Raw genomic sequence first — 16,240 nt, 5'->3', positions numbered from 1 at the left:
AGCTTTTCTGCGAGGTGCGCCATGCACAAGATCGCCTTGAATTTCGAGGACGGGGTTACCCGTTTCATTGACGCCACTGCTGACGAAACCGTGGCCGATGCCGCCTACCGTCAGGGCATCAACATCCCACTGGACTGCCGTGATGGCGCCTGCGGTACCTGCAAGTGCTTTGCCGAGGCCGGTCGTTACGACATGGGCCAGGAATACATCGAAGATGCCTTGAGCGAGGACGAAGCCGCTCAGGGTTATGTACTGACCTGCCAGATGCGCGCTGAAAGCGATTGCGTGGTGCGTGTGCCGGCTTCATCGCAGGTGTGCAAAACCGAGCAGTCCAGCTACCAGGCCAGCATCAGCGAAGTTCGTCAGCTGTCCGACAGCACCATTGCCTTGTCGATCAAAGGTGAAGCGCTGAGCCGCCTGGCCTTCCTGCCAGGGCAGTACGTCAACCTCGGCGTACCCGGCAGCGAGCAGACCCGTGCCTATTCCTTCAGCTCGCTGCAGAAGGATGGCGAGGTCAGCTTCCTGATTCGCAACGTACCGGGCGGGCTGATGAGCAGCTTCCTTACTGGCCTGGCCAAAGCGGGCGACAGCATGACCCTGGCCGGCCCGCTGGGCAGTTTTTACCTGCGTGAAATCCGTCGCCCCTTGCTGCTGCTGGCCGGTGGTACCGGACTCGCGCCGTTCACCGCCATGTTGGAAAAAATCGCCGAAGAGGGCAGCGAGCATCCACTGCACCTGATCTACGGCGTGACCAACGACTTCGACCTGGTTGAACTGGACCGCCTGCAAGCCCTGGCCGCGAGCATCCCCAACTTCAGCTTCAGCGCCTGCGTGGCCAACCCGGAGAGCCAGCATCCGCTCAAGGGTTATGTCACCCAGCACATCGAGCCGCGCCACCTCAACGAAGGCGATGTCGATGTGTACCTGTGCGGCCCGCCGCCGATGGTTGAAGCGGTCAGCCAGTACATCCGCGAACAAGGCATCACCCCGGCGAATTTCTACTACGAAAAATTCGCTGCCGCCGCTGCCTGAACCCGCTTTATGGGACCGGGCGCATCGTGCGGGTACGGTCGGTCCCTTTTTTATTCGAGGTTGTCATGAACAACAGATTCGATAACAAGGTCGTGCTGGTCACCGGCGCTGCCCAGGGCATCGGTCGCCGCTTGTGCGAGCGCTTGCTCGAAGAAGGCGCGACGCTGGTGGCCGTTGACCGCTCAGAGCTGGTGCACGAGCTGCAACGCGACGGTGTACTGACCCTCACCGCAGACCTAGAGCAACACAGCGACTGCAGCCAGGTGATGGCGGCAGCCGTGGAGCACTTTGGTCGTCTCGATGTGCTGGTCAACAACGTTGGCGGCACCATCTGGGCGAAGCCGTTCGAGCATTACGAAGCGGCGCAGATCGAAGCCGAAGTACGTCGCTCGTTGTTCCCCACCCTGTGGTGCTGCCATGCGGCGTTGCCCTACATGCTGGAGCAGGGCAGCGGCGCCATCGTCAACGTTTCCTCCATCGCCACGCGCAGCGTCAACCGCGTGCCCTATGGCGCGGCCAAGGGCGGCGTGAATGCACTGACCGCTTGCCTGGCGTTCGAAACCGCAGGGCGCGGCGTGCGGGTCAACGCCACCGCACCCGGTGGCACCGAAGCGCCACCACGGCGGGTACCGCGCAACAGTGCTGAGCAGAGCAGCGACGAGAAAGTCTGGTACCAGCAAATCGTCGACCAGACCCTCGATAGCAGCCTGATGAAGCGCTACGGCAACCTCGATGAACAGGTTGGCGCGATTCTGTTCCTGGCCTCTGACGAGGCTTCCTACATCACTGGCACGGTGTTGCCAGTCGGCGGCGGCGACCTCGGCTGAACGCCCCCTGGAGATCTCGATGAGTCATCCCCTGATTGAACGCATCTCGACGCTGATCGTTGATTTGCCCACCATTCGCCCGCACAAGCTGGCGATGCATACCATGCAGAAGCAGACCTTGGTGATCATCCGTCTGCAGTGCTCTGATGGCATCGAAGGTATTGGCGAGTCCACCACCATTGGTGGTCTGGCCTATGGCAACGAAAGCCCGGAAAGCATCAAGCAGAACATCGACAGCTACTTTGCACCGCTGCTGATTGGCCAGGACGCCAGCAACATCAACGCCGCGATGCAGCGCCTGGACAAGGTGATCAAGGGCAATACCTTTGCCCGTTCCGGCATCGAAAGCGCCTTGCTCGATGCGCAAGGCAAACGTCAGGGCCTGGCCGTCAGTGAGCTGCTGGGCGGCCGTGTCCGTGACAGTCTGGAAGTGGCCTGGACCCTGGCCAGCGGCGACACCGCGCGTGACATCGCCGAGGCCGAGCAGATGCTCGACCTGCGCCGCCACCGCATCTTCAAACTGAAGATCGGCTCCAACGAAGTTGCCCATGACCTCAACCATGTCATCGCGATCAAACGTGCGCTGGGCGACCGCGCCAGTGTGCGCGTCGACGTTAACCAGTACTGGGACGAATCTCAGGCGATCCGCGCCTGCCAGGTGTTGGGCGACCACGGTATCGACCTGGTCGAGCAGCCGATTTCGCGCATCAACCGCGCCGGTCAAGTACGCCTGAACCAGCGCAGCCCGGCGCCGATCATGGCCGATGAGTCGATCGAAAGTGTCGAAGACGCTTTCAGCCTGGCCGCCGACGGCGCCGCCAGCATCTTCGCCCTGAAGATTGCCAAGAACGGCGGCCCGCGTGCCGTGTTGCGTACCGCACAGATTGCCGAGGCCGCAGGCATCGCGCTGTACGGCGGCACCATGCTCGAAGGCTCGATCGGCACGCTGGCCTCGGCTCACGCCTTTGTCACCCTGAACACACTGACCTGGCACACCGAGCTGTTCGGCCCCTTGCTGCTGACCGAAGAGATCGTCAACGAAGCGCCGGTCTATCGCGACTTCGCCCTGCACGTACCCCGTACCCCAGGCCTGGGCCTGACCCTGGACGAAGAGCGCCTGGCGTTCTTCAGCCGCAAGTAAGGAGAGATGCCATGTTGTTCCACGTGAAAATGACCGTGAACCTGCCCCTGGACATGGACCCGGCCAAAGCTGCGCAGCTCAAGGCCGACGAGAAGGAACTGGCCCAGCGTCTGCAACGCGAAGGCAGCTGGCGCCACCTGTGGCGCATTGCCGGGCACTACGCCAACTACAGCGTCTTCGACCTGCCGAGCGTCGAAGCGCTGCACGACACCCTGATGCAGCTGCCGCTGTTCCCCTACATGGACATCGAAATCGATGGCCTGTGCCGTCACCCGTCATCGATCCACAGCGACGACCGTTGAACGCGAACCGCAGATAACAACAATTCGAGGTACTTATCATGACCGTGAAGATTGCCCACACTGCCGATGTCCAGAAATTCTTCGAAGAAGTCAGTGGCCTGAACAACGACCTGGGTAGCCCGCGCATGAAGCTGGTGACCAACCGTATCGTTAACGATGTGGCGCGCATCATCGAAGACCTGCAAGTCACCCCTGATGAATTCTGGAAGGCGGTGGATTACCTCAACCGTCTGGGCTCGCGCCAGGAAGCCGGCCTGCTGGTGGCCGGCCTGGGCGTCGAGCACTACCTGGACCTGCAACTCGATGCCCAGGACGCCGAAGCTGGCATCAGCGGTGGTACGCCGCGAACCATCGAAGGGCCGCTGTATGTTGCCGGTGCCCCGATGGCTGAAGGCGAAGTGCGCATGGACGACGGCCTCGACGCAGGTACCGTGATGTTCCTGCAGGGCCGTGTGCTGGATGAGCAGGGTCAGCCCGTAGCAGGTGCCGTGGTGGATCTGTGGCATGCCAACACCCAAGGCACTTACTCGTATTTCGACAGCACCCAATCGGACTACAACCTGCGTCGTCGTATCGTCACCGACGCCGAGGGTCGCTACCGTGCCCGCAGCATCGTGCCGTCCGGCTACGGCTGCCCGGCCGATGGCCCGACTCAGGAGCTGCTCGACCAACTGGGTCGTCACGGCAATCGCCCAGCGCATATCCACTTCTTCATCTCGGCGCCGGGCTATCGTCACCTGACCACCCAGATCAACCTGGCCGGTGACCAATACCTGTGGGACGACTTCGCCTACGCCACCCGTGATGGTCTGATTGGCGAGCTGCGTTTTGTCGAAGACGCAGCAGCGGCCGATGCCCGTGGTGTGCAAGGGCGCTTTGCTGAGATGGACTTCGACTTCCAACTGCTCAGCGCGCCCAAGCCTGCCAGTGAGCAGCGCAGCAAGCGGCCGCGGGCGTTGCAGGACGCCTGAGTAACAGGTTGAATTGATCGCGGGGCAAGCCCGCTCCCACGGTGACGACACGGTGGGAGCGGGCTTGCCCCGCGATGCTTTCTAGAAGCAAACAACTGGACGATCCAATGAAAACAATACTCCAGGACTTCTCCCTCTCTGCCTTGGTTGCCGGCTTCATCGCCACCCTGATTTCCTACGCAGGCCCTTTGGTGATCATCTTCCAGGCCGCGCACAGCGCTCAGCTGTCGGCAGCGGAACTGTCATCGTGGGTCTGGGCCATTTCCATCGGCAGCGGTGTGCTGGGCGTGGTGCTCAGCCTGCGCTACAAAGTGCCGCTGGTGATTGCCTGGTCGGCGCCGGGTTCGGCCTTGCTGGTGGCGCTGTTGCCGGACATCGCCTTTGCCGAAGCGGTTGGGGCGTACATCGTTGCCAACCTGGTGATCCTGCTGGTGGGCGTGTCTGGCGCTTTCGACCGGATTGTCGGCAAGCTGCCACCGGCTATTTCTGCAGCGATGCTCGCCGGCATTCTGTTCAGCTTCGGCACCGGCTTGTTTACCTCGCTCAAATCGCAACCGCTGTTGGTGCTGGCGATGTTCGTCACCTACCTAGTGTTCAAGCGCGTTGCGCCGCGCTACGCGGTGTTGGCCGTGCTGGTGTGCGGCGTCAGCATTGCGGTGTTCAGCGGTGCAATGAACAGCTCGGCGCTGGTGGTGGGTTTTGCCACTCCCGTGTGGACCACTCCAGTGTTCACCTGGAACGCCTTGTTGAGCATCAGCCTGCCGTTGGTGATGGTGGCGCTGACCGGGCAGTTCGTGCCGGGCATCGCGGTACTGCGCAACGATGGTTATCAAACCCCGGCAAGCCCGATCATTGCCAGCAACGCGTTCACCAGCCTGCTGCTGGCGCCGTTCGGATGTCACGGCTTGAACCTGGCGGCCATCACCGCGGCGATCTGCACCGGTCGTGAATCTCATGACGATCCCGGCAAACGCTACTGGGCAGGTGTGTGCGGCGGTGTGCTGTATTTGTTGCTGGGGGTATTTGGCGCAACGCTGGTGTCGCTGTTTACGGCGTTTCCGGCGGCGTTGATTGCCGCGCTGGCGGGGCTGGCGTTGTTCGGGGCGATTGGTGGGGCGCTGGCAGGCGCGATGAGTGTGCCGAGTGATCGTGAAGCGGCGTTGATCACCTTTCTGGTGACCGCTTCGGGGATGTCATTCCTGGGACTGTCGGCCGCGTTCTGGGGCCTGATCTTCGGTTTGTTCGCCCACCTGTTGCTGCACCTGCGGCGACCCGCGCCACAGGTGAGCAAGGCAAGTTTGCAGGCTGACTGAGGTCAGATCTGCATGGCCATGCCTTCGACGTTCATCGCAGCCTGGCGCAAGGCTTCGGAGCGCGTCGGGTGTGGATGGCAGGTGAGGGCGATGTCTTCGGCCGAGGCCGAGAACTCCATGGCCACGCAGAACTCACCGATCATCTCGCTGACGCTAGGACCGACCAGGTGCACGCCGAGCACTTCGTCGGTGTTGGCGTCGGCCAGCACTTTGGCAAAGCCTTCGGTCTCGTGGTTGATCTTGGCGCGGCTGTTGGCGGTGAAGGGGAACTTGCCCACTTTGTAGGCGCGGCCTTCGGCCTTGAGTTGCTCTTCGGTCTTACCGACGCTGGCCAGTTCCGGACGGGTGTAGATCACCCCGGGAATGAGGTTGTAGTTGACCTCATGGGCCTTGCCGGCAATTCGCTCGATGCAGGCAACCGCCTCATCTTCGGCCTTGTGCGCAAGCATCGGGCCGGAGGTGACATCGCCAATGACCCAGATCCCCGGCACTGCAGTGCGGTGGTGCTGGTTGCTGAGCATGCCGCGTTTGTCGGTGTCGAGGCCGACGGTTTCCAGCCCCAAGCCTTTGGTGTAAGGGCGACGGCCGATGGCAACCAACACATAGTCCGCCTGCAGCGATTCGCTGGCGCCACCGGCGGCCGGCTCAAGGCTCAAGTTCACTGCATCCGCTGTCGAAGTCGCCTGGGTGACCTTGCTGCCCAGCTTGAAGCTGATGCCTTGCTTGGCCAGTGACCGTTGCAGGGTTTTTGCGGTTTCTTCATCGGTGCCTGGGCAGATGCGGTCGAGGTACTCGATCACCGTGACCTGGCTACCCAGACGGCGCCACACCGAGCCCAGTTCCAGGCCGATCACCCCGGCGCCGATCACCACCAGATGCTTTGGCACGGACGGCAGCGACAGAGCGCCGGTGGAGTCGATGATACGTTGGTTATCGATGGTCACCCCTGGCAGCGGCGTAGGCTCGGAGCCGGTGGCAATGACGATATCTTTGGCCTGCAGCTCGGTGACACTGCCGTCTTCGGCCTTGACGTTGACCCGCCCCGGCCCGGCCAATTGACCCCAGCCTTTGATCCAGTCGACCTTGCTCTTGCGGAACAGAAACTCGATGCCCTTGGTCAGGCCGGTCACGCTCTCGTCTTTCTGTTTCATCATCTGGGCGAGGTTCAGGGTTGGCTTGACCTCAATCCCCAGGTTGGCGAACTCGCTGCCAACGGCGGCTTCGTACAGTTCCGAAGCATGCAGCAGCGCCTTGGATGGCATGCAGCCCACGTTCAGACAGGTGCCGCCCAGGGTCGAACGGCCTTCCACGCAGGCCACGCTCATACCCAGCTGCCCGGCGCGGATGGCGGCGTTATAGCCACCTGGGCCGCCGCCGATGATCACCACATCATAGGTTTTCATTGTTGTACTCCAGGATGAAGAATCGGCAATGGCGCCAAGATTAGTCTGCAAGACGATGGATTGTATACAATTTATCGCACAGCCCTTTTGCCTTGCGAGGGTCTGGAATGCGGGCGGCAGGCTCAGACTATGGTCACGTCAGGCTGAAACTTCCAATAGATGAACTACCCTTTGGCGGTGACGTCCGATGAAGAAAGGGAGGTTCAATTCATGCTTGCGCAACTTCCACCTGTTCTGCAAAGCCTGCGATTGCCACTGCGTCTGCGCCTGTGGGATGGCCATGAGTTCGATTTGGGGCCCAAGCCTCAGGTCACTATTCTGGTCAAAGATCCGCAGTTGCTCACCCAACTGACCCATCCCAGCCTGGATGAACTGGGCGCTGCTTTCGTTGAGGGCAAGCTTGAGTTGGAGGGCACGATCAGTGAAGTGATCCGGATTTGCGATGAGCTCAGTGAAGCCTTGCTCAAGCATGAAACCGAAGACCAGCCGCAGCGCCGCGAACACGACAAGGCGACGGATGCAGCGGCAATTTCCTATCACTACGACTTGTCCAACGACTTCTATCAGCTGTGGCTGGACCGCGACATGGTCTACTCCTGTGCCTACTTCAAAACTGAGCAGGACACCCTTGAGCAAGCACAGCAGAACAAGTTCGAGCACCTGTGCCGCAAGTTACGCCTGCAGAAGGGCGACTACCTGCTTGATGTGGGCTGTGGTTGGGGCGGGCTATCGCGCTTCGCGGCTCGCGAGTTCGGCGCCAAGGTGTTCGGCATCACCCTGAGCAAGGAACAGCTCAAACTGGGGCGGGAGCGGGTAAAGGCCGAAGGTCTGCAGAAACAGGTGGACCTGCAGATTCTCGACTACCGCGATATTCCCCAGGATGGTCGCTTCGACAAGGTGGTGAGTGTCGGCATGTTCGAGCATGTGGGTCATGCCAACCTGGCGCTGTACTGCCAGCGCCTGTTCGGGGCAGTGCGCGAAGGTGGCCTGGTGATGAACCACGGCATCACTGCCAAGCATGTGGATGGGCGTCCGGTAGGGCGGGGCGCTGGTAACTTCATTGGCCGCTACGTATTTCCGCATGGCGAGCTGCCACACCTGTCGATGATCGCTGCCAGCATCAGTCATAGCGGTCTTGAGATTGTCGATGTCGAGAGCCTGCGCCTGCACTATGCACGCACGCTCAAGCACTGGAGTGATCGCCTGGAAAACCAGCTGCAGTTGGCCTCGACACTGGTGCCGGAGAAAGCGCTGCGTATCTGGCGCCTGTACCTGGCCGGTTGCTCCTATGCCTTCGCCAAGGGCTGGATCAACCTGCACCAGATTCTTGCGGTCAAACCCTTTGCCGATGGGCACCATGATTTGCCGCTGACACGTGAGGACTTGTACCGCTGACGGCTGTTAGAGAATCGGCGAGATCAAGCGTGCGATACGCATTCCCAGGTGTTGAATGCGATGGGTGTCCTGGCTGTCTTCAGGCGTGATCTCACGGGCCAGGTCGAAGTCGTGCCTGAGCATGGCTTCGACCTGATCGGCAAACTGGCGGTCCACCGTCAGCAGCATCACTTCGAAGTTGAGACGGAAGGAGCGGTTGTCCAGGTTGGCACTGCCGATGGCGCTGACCTCGTTATCGATGAGGACGACCTTCTGGTGCAGGAAGCCCGGACCATAGCGGAACATCCTCACCCCAGCGCGCACCGCCTCGAAGGCATACAGGCTGGAAGCGGCATAGACGATGCGGTGGTCGGCCCGCGAAGGGAGCAGGATGCGTACATCCACCCCGCGCAGCACGGCCAGACGCAAGGCGGCGAATACAGCTTCATCAGGGATGAAGTAGGGGCTGGTGATCCACAGCCGCTCGCGCGCCGAATGGATGGCCTCGACGAAAAACAGCGAACAGGTTTCCTGTGAGTCGGCCGGACCGCTGGCCAGCACTTGGCAGAGCACGCCGTCTTCAGGGTAAGTGTCGGGCAGGATCAGCGGGGGCAGTGCGCGTGCAGCCCAGAACCAGTCTTCGGCGAATGACTCCTGCAGGCAGGCCAGCACCGGGCCGCTGACCTGGATGTGAGTGTCACGCCAGGGTGAGAGCTTGGGCTTTTCCCCCAAGTACTCGTCACCCACGTTATGCCCACCAAGAAAACCCTGCAGGCCATCGACCACGACGATTTTGCGGTGATTGCGGAAGTTGACCTGAAAGCGGTTGAACCAGCCTCTTCGGGTGGCGAAGGCGCGGACGTTCACACCGCCGTCGCGCAGCGTCTGGCTGTAGCTGGCAGGTAGTGCATGACTGCCGACGCGGTCATACAGCACATAGACCTTGACCCCTTCGGCGGCTTTTTTCAGCAGCAGGGCCTGTAGGGCGCGACCAAGCGTGTCGTCATGGATGATGAAAAACTGCACCAGCACGGTGTCACGGGCTTGTTGAATCGCGGCAAAGATGGCGTCGAACGTCGCCTTGCCGTCGATCAGCAAGCGCACCTGGTTGTTCGCCAGACACGGCATGCGGCCCAGCTTGGGCATGGCTCGCAACGCCGCATAAGACTCGGAGTTTCGCGCGGCCAACGCTTCATCGACCCAGGGTCGCCAGTTCAGGTCGGCCATCGCCACGTGCATTTCCCGGTTGGCCTGGCGCCTCGCCTGGATGTAGGCGTCGAAGGTGCGGCTGCCGAAGATCAGATACGGGATCAAGGTGAAGTAGGGGATAAACAGCAGCGATAAGGCCCAGGCGATTGCGCCCTGGGCCGTGCGTACGGTGAGCACCGCATGCATGGCGGCAATGCCACCGAGCAAGTGCAGGGCACCGATGAGGTAACCGAAGAAGTAGGGGCTGTGGTAATCCATACACATCCTGCTGTCCAAAGGCACTGCCTCTAACAGAGCATGTTCCACACTCAACTTGCAACCGAAAGGGCAAATTGACGTCTAAGCTGTGTTCCAGCTTGGGGCTGGAGTTTCGAGGAGTCATTACATGAAAAGTCGTCTGCCGATGCTGGCATTGGTCCTGGGTGTGTCGAGCCCGATGGTGCATGCGCAAATGTTGCAACCAGGGTTATGGGAGCTGACCACCAGCAACATGCAGGTCGATGGCAAGGCACTACCAGACATGGGCTTCATGCTTGGCCAGTTGAAGAACTTGCCGCCTGAACAACGGGCGATGATCGAAGGGGGTCTGGCCAAGCAGGGCATCAACGTCGCCGGCGAAGGTGTGCGCTCGTGCTTGACCCCGGAGCAGGTCAAGACCAACGACATTCCGCTGCAAGATCCGAAGTCGGGCTGCACCCAGAAGATTACCGAGCGCAGCGGTAATGTCTGGAAGTTCACCTTCAGTTGCCCGAAAGCCCAGGGTGCCGGGCAGGCTACTTTTGTCAGTGACCGCGAGTTTCTCACCCAGGTCAGTGGCACCTTCAATGCTTCCGGGGTTCAGCAGCAGGGCAGCATGAACACCCGCGCGGTGTGGTTGGGCAGTGACTGTGGCACGGTCAAACCACGCACCTGAAATGCGTTGAGCCTTACCAGCGCCACTGGCTGTGCGCGACAGCGTCGTGGGCATGCAGGCTTTCTGCATGTTCCACGCGCAGGCTAAATCCGCTTGCCCAAGGCAGGCGCTGCAACGCCAGGTGCAGGCGTCGGGCGGCATCCTCACAGAACATCAGGTTCTGGCCGTTGGCCAAGGCAAAGGCCTGTTCGTCTGCACGCTTCACCGCCGTCTGCACCGCGGTACCCAGAGCCGCCTCCGCGTGATCGATCAGAGCAGTCAGCGGCAGTTCACGGGTTCCCTGCTTCAGTCGTAGTTGTAATTGCGCCACGCTGCGTTGGCTGTGCGGCGTCGCTACCACACCTTCGGCACTACCCAGCCAGCTGAGAATCGACTCATGGCTGAGGGCGCGATTGCCGAAGTCGGAGATAAATTGCTGCTGAATCAACTGCCTGGCCAAAGCCGCCGAGCAAGGGCAGGTGGAGGAGTAATCCACATTCACTTTTAGTTCCACGTGGAACATTTCATCTTTCAACTGCGCAGACAGGGTGATCGGATAGGCCTTCCATCCGCTTAATGGGCTGATCAATGCCGGGCGCTTGATCATGTAGTCGAAGCGCAAATCCAAATAAGCGGCCGCCGATAAACCCGTGTGGCTCTCAAGAAAGTTCAGCAATACCTGGTGTAGCAACTGAGGCGTCAGAGGCTGCTGTTCGAATGTCTCCAGCGCCAGGTACAGGCGCGACATGTGGATACCGCGTGCGCTGCCATCGTCGAGGCTGACACCTGCGTCGGCAGTTGCGCGCAGCGTGCGGCCATCGAGCAACACCGGCAAAGCGATGTTGCACATGCCGACCCAGTCCAGGGGCAGTGATGAACGATTGGCTTGCGCGGCAATATCGGGAAGCGTGAAGGCAGTCATGGGCAACTCGTCATGGGCAGGAAAGAGCAATTACTGGCAGCCGCTCAGGCGATTGCAGCGCACGTTGAAGCGCTGACCGCTGGAGCTAGATACTCGATTGAGTGTGGTCCAGCCGACTTTGCGGCTATAGCCCACCCAGGTTTCACCGTCGCTGGCCAATCCGGTGTAGAACGTCAGCTGCCCATAGCGGCTGTTGGTTTGTGCCCACAGCCGCTTTCCTTGCGCTTCGTAACCGCGCAGGTAGGTTGTGCTGCCATCGGTGCGCACGCTGTAGTAGTTGCCTTGCGCATCAGCGCAGGCCAGCAAAGTGGCGCTACGCGTACACAACGCCAAGCCCTTGCTTAGCGGCACGGCTTGCGCGCAAACGGGCAGGCTCAGCAGCAATCCTGCAAGGGCAAACAAGCACAGCATCTTCATTGCTTAGCGTCCTTTCAGAGGCCTTTTCGGTAGCAGTCAGGTTAAGCAGCTTGGCGAGATTGTATTGTTATAATATAACATTTCGCAATGCATCATTCGAATGCACCCGCCCTGATGAGGATCTGACCATGCCCAACCGCCTTCCTGTCACCGTGCTTTCCGGCTTTCTGGGTGCCGGCAAAAGCACCTTGCTCAACCATGTGCTGCGCAACCGCGAGAATCTGCGCGTCGCGGTGATCGTCAATGACATGAGCGAAATCAACATCGACGCCAGCGAGGTGCAGCGCAACGTCAGCCTCAATCGCGCTGAAGAGAAGCTGGTGGAAATGAGCAACGGCTGCATCTGCTGCACCCTGCGTGAAGACCTGCTGGAAGAAGTGAGCCGCTTGGCTCAGGAGGGGCGTTTCGATTACCTGTTGATCGAATCCACCGGCATTTCCGAACCGTTGCCGGTTGCCGAGACTTTCACCTTCCGCGATGAACAGGGCCGCAGCCTGGCCGACCAGGCGCGACTGGATACCATGGTCACGGTGGTCGACGGCTTGAATTTCCTGCGCGATTATCAGGCAGCGCAGAGCCTGGCCAGCCATGGTGAGACCCTCGGTGAAGGTGACGAACGTTCCATCAGTGACCTGCTGATTGAACAAGTGGAGTTTGCCGATGTGATTCTGCTCAGCAAGATCGACCTGATCAGCAGCCATGAGCGCGATGAGCTCAGTGCCATTTTGCGCAGCCTCAATGCCACTGCGCAGATTGTGCCGATGGTCATGGGCCAGGTGCCGTTGGCAGCGATCCTCAACACCGGCTTATTTGATTTCGAGCGTGCGGCCCAGGCACCAGGCTGGTTGCAGGAACTGCGGGGTGAGCATGTACCGGAGACCGAGGAGTACGGCATCGCTGCCAGCACCTGGCAAGCGCGTCGGCCGCTGCATCCACAGCGTTTTTTCGACTTTATCAACGGGCCTTGGGACAACGGCCGGCTGCTGCGCTCCAAAGGCTTCTTCTGGCTGGCCAGCAAGTATCAGGATGCGGGGAGCTGGTCGCAGGCTGGCGGCATGATGCGTTATGGCTTTGCTGGCGGCTGGTGGCGCTTTGTTCCACGCGAGCATTGGCCGCAAGATGAAGTCAGCACGGCGGCAATCCTGAAGCACTGGACGGCCGAATGCGGTGACTGCCGTCAGGAACTGGTGTTCATTGGTCAGAACATCGACTTCAACCGGCTCACGGCTGAACTGGACGCTTGCTTGCTCAGTGATGCCGAAATGGCCGAAGGCGTCGAACGCTGGCGCCAGTTGCCTGATCCGTTCGGCCCTTGGTACGACGAGGAAGCGGCTTGATGTTCAAGCCTTGACGGCACGACCTGATATCAAGGCATAGTGAGGAAAATTCCGAGCGCCTACCGTCTTATGCTGCAGAACATCCCCACCCACGTCATTGCTGGCCCTTTAGGGGCTGGCAAGACCAGCCTGATCCGTCAGTTGCTGGCGCAACGGCCAGCCAATGAACGTTGGGCGGTACTCATCAACGAATTTGGCCAGATTGGTCTGGATGCGGCGCTGCTCAGCACCGATGACCAGGGCATTGCCATGGGGGAGGTGGCGGGTGGCTGCCTGTGTTGCGTCAACGGCGCGCCTTTTCAGGTCGGGCTGGGCCGTTTGCTGCGCAAAGCCAAACCCCATCGGTTGTTTATCGAACCTTCAGGCCTGGGGCATCCACAGCAATTGCTGGATCAACTTCGGCAGCCGCCTTGGCGTGGTGTGTTGAATGTGCAGCCCGCGGTCATGGTGCTGGATGCCCAGCAACTGGCAGGGCGTGTCGCGCTGCCTGAGGCGCAGCAGCAGGCGTTGGCCAGTGCGGGCTTGCTGGTGCTGAACAAGTCCCAGGGACTGGATGAGCACCAGCGTCTGTGGATAAGTTCACAACTGCCTGCGCAACCGCAGTTCTGGACCGAGCAAGGGCAATTACCGCTATCGAAATTGCCAGTGCTGGAACAACAGCATGAGCTCGACGGCGCTGTGGATAAGCTGTCTTTGCCCAACGATTCCGGGCCTGCCGCGGCCCTGTGGATAAATCCTCACGAACCCCTCTGCAGTGTTCAAGAGGCTGCAGATGGGTGGAGTATCGGTTGGCGTTGGCATCCACAGCAGATGTTCGAACCGTCACGCATCGAGCAGTTTTTGCGTGCGTTCGACTGGCGTCGGGCCAAATTAGTTATCCACAGCCCGCACGGTTGGCAGTCGATCAACGCAGTGGAAGGGCAGGAAAGTCTTCACTGGCAGCCCAGCGCATGGCGCCGTGATTCGCGTATCGAACTGATATTTAGCGCCGCCCAGGACCGCGCGCAGCTGAATCACGCCATGCAGGCGTGCCGACTCTAGTTGCGCCAGCGGTTATGGTCCTGACGCCACTGATTCATTTCGACGACATTGTCGGCATGTTGAACAGTTTTAATCTCGAACGGGTAGGGCGCCAGCTCGATCTGCATGCTGTGGGCACCGAACTGGGTGACGGTGCCGGGGTGGCGCTGCTCCCCGGTGACGGTAAATTCGAAGTTATACACACGCGCCAGACGCTTGCGGCCTTGGGCGTCTCGGACAAAGCCGATACGCTTGAGCGCGACGTTGCCATCGAGCAATTCCAGATCGAGTTTTGCACAGTGCTGTTTGACCCGCTCCAGGGCCTTTTCGCGCAAGCCATGGTTATGCCACAGCCAGGCGCCAGCCGTGGCCAGCAGCATCAGCACGGAGAGATTACCCAGGGTCAACATTTGCAAATGCTCCAACAAAGTATGCCCAGCTTAACTGCCTCCCCGGTCTGTCGTACAGGAGGCTTTTAGCGCCATACTGCGTCCTTGTTATTCATTCCTTTGCTTTGGAAGCCTTGCATGAAACGTACACCGCATCTGCTCGCCATCCAGTCTCACGTCGTTTTTGGCCATGCCGGTAATGGCGCGGCAGTGTTTCCGATGCAGAGGGTGGGGGTGAATGTCTGGGCGTTGAACACCGTGCAATTCTCCAATCACACTCAGTATGGCCAGTGGACGGGAGAAGTGCTTGCTCCAGCGCAAATTCCTGCGCTGGTCGAGGGCATTGCGGCGATCGGCGAACTGGGTAACTGCGACGCGGTGTTGTCGGGTTACCTGGGCAGCGCCGAACAGGGCCGCGCGATTCTCAGTGGTGTGGCGCGAATCAAGGCCGCCAATCCCAAGGCCCTGTACCTGTGCGATCCGGTGATGGGGCACCCGGAAAAGGGCTGCATCGTACCGGCCGAAGTCAGCACCTTTCTGCTTGAAGAGGCGGTTGCCGTTGCTGATGTGCTGTGCCCGAACCAGTTGGAACTGGATACCTTCTGTGACCGTCGACCGCAGTCTCTGGAAGATTGTGTGTTGATGGCGCGTAGCCTGCTGGAACGGGGACCGAAAGCGGTGCTGGTCAAACACCTGGCCTACCCGGGACGTGGCGCAGAGGACTTTGAAATGCTGCTGGTAACGGCAGAGGGCAGCTGGCATCTGCGCCGGCCTTTGCTGGCCTTCCCGCGTCAGCCCGTGGGTGTCGGTGACCTCACCTCAGGGCTGTTCCTGGCGCGCCTGCTGCTGGGTGATAGCTGCCTGGCCGCGTTCGAGTTTGCCGCCGCCGCAGTGCATGAGGTGTTGCTTGAGACCCAGGCCTGCGCCAGTTACGAACTTGAACTGGTGCGGGCCCAGGACCGCATCGTGCATCCACGGGTGCGCTTTGAGGCGCGCCGTCTGAACGATTAAAGCGTGTCGCCTTTGAGCTCCTGGTAGCGCTTCTCCAGCTCCTGGCGGATCAACCGGCGCTGTTTACCTTGCAGGAAACGGCGCTTTTCTTCGCTGGTTTCGGGCTGGCGCGGCGGTACTGCCACTGGCTTACGGTCGTCATCGACGGCCACCATGGTGAAAAAGCAGCTGTTGCTGTGGCGTACCGAACGTTCGCGAATGTTTTCGGTGACCACCTTGATACCAACTTCCATCGAGGTGTTGCCGGTGTAGTTGACCGAGGCCAGGAAGGTCACCAGCTCACCGACATGCACCGGCTCGCGAAAGACCACCTGGTCTACCGACAGGGTGACTACATAGCGCCCGGCATAGCGGCTGGCGCAAGCGTAGGCGACTTCATCCAGGTATTTAAGCAGCGTGCCGCCATGAACATTGCCAGAAAAGTTGGCCATGTCCGGAGTCATCAGGACGGTCATCGACAGCTGGGCGTTTCCAGGTTCCATAGTGTGCTCACGGTGAGGTTGCGCTGAGGCGGGGTGGCGACTGGTTTTCACGCTTCTTTCCCCTATTACGATTCCCATCTAAAGACGGGACGCTGACAGCGGCCTTGCCGTCACGCTGTTTGTGCCATTTACGGCGTTGATCTGGTCGATCTGTTTCCACTTATTGCATCGGCTTTTCACCTCAGGCGGCAGTGTTAA

At 60.4% G+C, this 16,240-nt stretch carries 17 protein-coding genes; 11 read left to right on the top strand and 6 right to left on the bottom strand.

Translation table 11 applies throughout. From position 1 onward, the window contains the following. Nucleotides 1-21 precede the first annotated feature (21 nt). From benC to ACVWSC_RS28855, 6 genes are all read left to right on the top strand, one after another. Nucleotides 22-1,032, top strand: coding sequence for a benzoate 1,2-dioxygenase electron transfer component BenC (benC, locus tag ACVWSC_RS28880; RefSeq protein WP_442111005.1), 1,011 nt, complete (start codon nt 22-24; stop codon nt 1,030-1,032). Between the two features lie 65 nt (nt 1,033-1,097). After that, nucleotides 1,098-1,859 carry a 1,6-dihydroxycyclohexa-2,4-diene-1-carboxylate dehydrogenase gene (locus tag ACVWSC_RS28875; RefSeq protein ID WP_442111003.1) on the top strand — a complete coding sequence of 254 codons (762 nt, stop codon included), beginning with the start codon at nt 1,098-1,100 and terminating at the stop codon, nt 1,857-1,859. Nucleotides 1,860-1,878: 19 nt separating this feature from the next. Next, nucleotides 1,879-3,000: a muconate cycloisomerase family protein gene (locus ACVWSC_RS28870; protein ID WP_442111001.1), complete on the top strand. Its 1,122-nt coding sequence runs from the start codon at nt 1,879-1,881 to the stop codon at nt 2,998-3,000. An 11-nt stretch (nt 3,001-3,011) separates the two neighbouring features. Next, complete coding sequence (gene catC / locus ACVWSC_RS28865) at nt 3,012-3,302, top strand: muconolactone Delta-isomerase (protein WP_133213657.1); 291 nt, start codon at nt 3,012-3,014, stop codon at nt 3,300-3,302. Between the two features lie 38 nt (nt 3,303-3,340). Next, nucleotides 3,341-4,273, top strand: a complete 933-nt coding sequence (catA, locus tag ACVWSC_RS28860) for a catechol 1,2-dioxygenase (RefSeq protein WP_442110999.1) — start codon at nt 3,341-3,343, stop codon at nt 4,271-4,273. Between the two features lie 107 nt (nt 4,274-4,380). Then, nucleotides 4,381-5,586 carry a benzoate/H(+) symporter BenE family transporter gene (locus tag ACVWSC_RS28855; protein WP_442110997.1) on the top strand — a complete coding sequence of 402 codons (1,206 nt, stop codon included), beginning with the start codon at nt 4,381-4,383 and terminating at the stop codon, nt 5,584-5,586. 2 nt (nt 5,587-5,588) lie between these two features. Here the strand turns inward: ACVWSC_RS28855 and lpdA are convergent, their stop codons facing one another. Continuing rightward, entirely contained in the window at nt 5,589-6,989 is a 1,401-nt protein-coding gene (lpdA, locus tag ACVWSC_RS28850) for a dihydrolipoyl dehydrogenase (protein ID WP_442110995.1), read from the bottom strand. 210 nt (nt 6,990-7,199) lie between these two features. Here lpdA and cfaB point away from each other — a divergent pair, with 210 nt between their 5' ends. Next, the gene (cfaB, locus tag ACVWSC_RS28845) at nt 7,200-8,384 is read left to right on the top strand and encodes a C17 cyclopropane fatty acid synthase CfaB (protein ID WP_442110994.1); all 1,185 of its coding nucleotides are present in this window, start codon (nt 7,200-7,202) and stop codon (nt 8,382-8,384) included. Nucleotides 8,385-8,390: 6 nt separating this feature from the next. Here the strand turns inward: cfaB and cls are convergent, their stop codons facing one another. Continuing rightward, the gene (cls, locus tag ACVWSC_RS28840) at nt 8,391-9,830 is read right to left on the bottom strand and encodes a cardiolipin synthase (protein WP_442110992.1); all 1,440 of its coding nucleotides are present in this window, start codon (nt 9,828-9,830) and stop codon (nt 8,391-8,393) included. 127 nt (nt 9,831-9,957) lie between these two features. Between cls and ACVWSC_RS28835 the strand changes: the two genes are divergently transcribed. Beyond that, complete coding sequence (locus ACVWSC_RS28835) at nt 9,958-10,485, top strand: DUF3617 domain-containing protein (RefSeq protein ID WP_442110990.1); 528 nt, start codon at nt 9,958-9,960, stop codon at nt 10,483-10,485. 13 nt (nt 10,486-10,498) lie between these two features. On the opposite strand, the gene folE2 is transcribed toward ACVWSC_RS28835, so the two are convergent. After that, complete coding sequence (gene folE2 / locus ACVWSC_RS28830) at nt 10,499-11,386, bottom strand: GTP cyclohydrolase FolE2 (RefSeq protein WP_442110988.1); 888 nt, start codon at nt 11,384-11,386, stop codon at nt 10,499-10,501. Nucleotides 11,387-11,416: 30 nt separating this feature from the next. Next, entirely contained in the window at nt 11,417-11,803 is a 387-nt protein-coding gene (locus ACVWSC_RS28825) for a glutamine synthetase (RefSeq protein ID WP_442110986.1), read from the bottom strand. Nucleotides 11,804-11,931: 128 nt separating this feature from the next. Between ACVWSC_RS28825 and zigA the strand changes: the two genes are divergently transcribed. Then, nucleotides 11,932-13,140, top strand: a complete 1,209-nt coding sequence (zigA, locus tag ACVWSC_RS28820; protein ID WP_442110984.1) for a zinc metallochaperone GTPase ZigA — start codon at nt 11,932-11,934, stop codon at nt 13,138-13,140. A gap of 69 nt (nt 13,141-13,209) precedes the next feature. Continuing rightward, nucleotides 13,210-14,181: a CobW family GTP-binding protein gene (locus tag ACVWSC_RS28815; RefSeq protein ID WP_442110982.1), complete on the top strand. Its 972-nt coding sequence runs from the start codon at nt 13,210-13,212 to the stop codon at nt 14,179-14,181. On the opposite strand, the gene ACVWSC_RS28810 is transcribed toward ACVWSC_RS28815, so the two are convergent. Next, complete coding sequence (locus tag ACVWSC_RS28810) at nt 14,178-14,570, bottom strand: DUF3301 domain-containing protein (protein ID WP_442110980.1); 393 nt, start codon at nt 14,568-14,570, stop codon at nt 14,178-14,180. The two genes, ACVWSC_RS28815 and ACVWSC_RS28810, sit on opposite strands and share 4 nt — an antisense overlap. Nucleotides 14,571-14,687: 117 nt before the next feature. Between ACVWSC_RS28810 and pdxY the strand changes: the two genes are divergently transcribed. Then, complete coding sequence (pdxY, locus tag ACVWSC_RS28805) at nt 14,688-15,560, top strand: pyridoxal kinase PdxY (protein WP_442110978.1); 873 nt, start codon at nt 14,688-14,690, stop codon at nt 15,558-15,560. On the opposite strand, the gene ACVWSC_RS28800 is transcribed toward pdxY, so the two are convergent. Beyond that, complete coding sequence (locus ACVWSC_RS28800) at nt 15,557-16,042, bottom strand: acyl-CoA thioesterase (RefSeq protein ID WP_442110976.1); 486 nt, start codon at nt 16,040-16,042, stop codon at nt 15,557-15,559. The genes pdxY and ACVWSC_RS28800 overlap by 4 nt on opposite strands. Nucleotides 16,043-16,240 lie beyond the last annotated feature (198 nt).

The organism is Pseudomonas sp. NUPR-002, from assembly GCF_056322725.1.
Note: the sequence above shows the minus strand (reverse complement) of the source record. Positions and strands in the feature narration are given on the sequence as shown.

Excerpts from the sequence above, each read along its gene's own strand:
- catA (WP_442110999.1), top strand. The coding sequence starts at position 3,341 with ATGACCGTGAAGATTGCCCACACTGCCGATGTCCAGAAATTCTTCGAA.
- ACVWSC_RS28800 (WP_442110976.1), bottom strand. The coding sequence starts at position 16,042 with ATGGAACCTGGAAACGCCCAGCTGTCGATGACCGTCCTGATGACTCCG.
- ACVWSC_RS28835 (WP_442110990.1), top strand. The coding sequence starts at position 9,958 with ATGAAAAGTCGTCTGCCGATGCTGGCATTGGTCCTGGGTGTGTCGAGC.
- folE2 (WP_442110988.1), bottom strand. The coding sequence starts at position 11,386 with ATGACTGCCTTCACGCTTCCCGATATTGCCGCGCAAGCCAATCGTTCA.
- ACVWSC_RS28875 (WP_442111003.1), top strand. The coding sequence starts at position 1,098 with ATGAACAACAGATTCGATAACAAGGTCGTGCTGGTCACCGGCGCTGCC.
- ACVWSC_RS28810 (WP_442110980.1), bottom strand. The coding sequence starts at position 14,570 with ATGTTGACCCTGGGTAATCTCTCCGTGCTGATGCTGCTGGCCACGGCT.
- ACVWSC_RS28855 (WP_442110997.1), top strand. The coding sequence starts at position 4,381 with ATGAAAACAATACTCCAGGACTTCTCCCTCTCTGCCTTGGTTGCCGGC.
- lpdA (WP_442110995.1), bottom strand. The coding sequence starts at position 6,989 with ATGAAAACCTATGATGTGGTGATCATCGGCGGCGGCCCAGGTGGCTAT.
- zigA (WP_442110984.1), top strand. The coding sequence starts at position 11,932 with ATGCCCAACCGCCTTCCTGTCACCGTGCTTTCCGGCTTTCTGGGTGCC.
- catC (WP_133213657.1), top strand. The coding sequence starts at position 3,012 with ATGTTGTTCCACGTGAAAATGACCGTGAACCTGCCCCTGGACATGGAC.
- ACVWSC_RS28870 (WP_442111001.1), top strand. The coding sequence starts at position 1,879 with ATGAGTCATCCCCTGATTGAACGCATCTCGACGCTGATCGTTGATTTG.
- pdxY (WP_442110978.1), top strand. The coding sequence starts at position 14,688 with ATGAAACGTACACCGCATCTGCTCGCCATCCAGTCTCACGTCGTTTTT.
- cfaB (WP_442110994.1), top strand. The coding sequence starts at position 7,200 with ATGCTTGCGCAACTTCCACCTGTTCTGCAAAGCCTGCGATTGCCACTG.
- cls (WP_442110992.1), bottom strand. The coding sequence starts at position 9,830 with ATGGATTACCACAGCCCCTACTTCTTCGGTTACCTCATCGGTGCCCTG.
- benC (WP_442111005.1), top strand. The coding sequence starts at position 22 with ATGCACAAGATCGCCTTGAATTTCGAGGACGGGGTTACCCGTTTCATT.
- ACVWSC_RS28825 (WP_442110986.1), bottom strand. The coding sequence starts at position 11,803 with ATGAAGATGCTGTGCTTGTTTGCCCTTGCAGGATTGCTGCTGAGCCTG.
- ACVWSC_RS28815 (WP_442110982.1), top strand. The coding sequence starts at position 13,210 with ATGCTGCAGAACATCCCCACCCACGTCATTGCTGGCCCTTTAGGGGCT.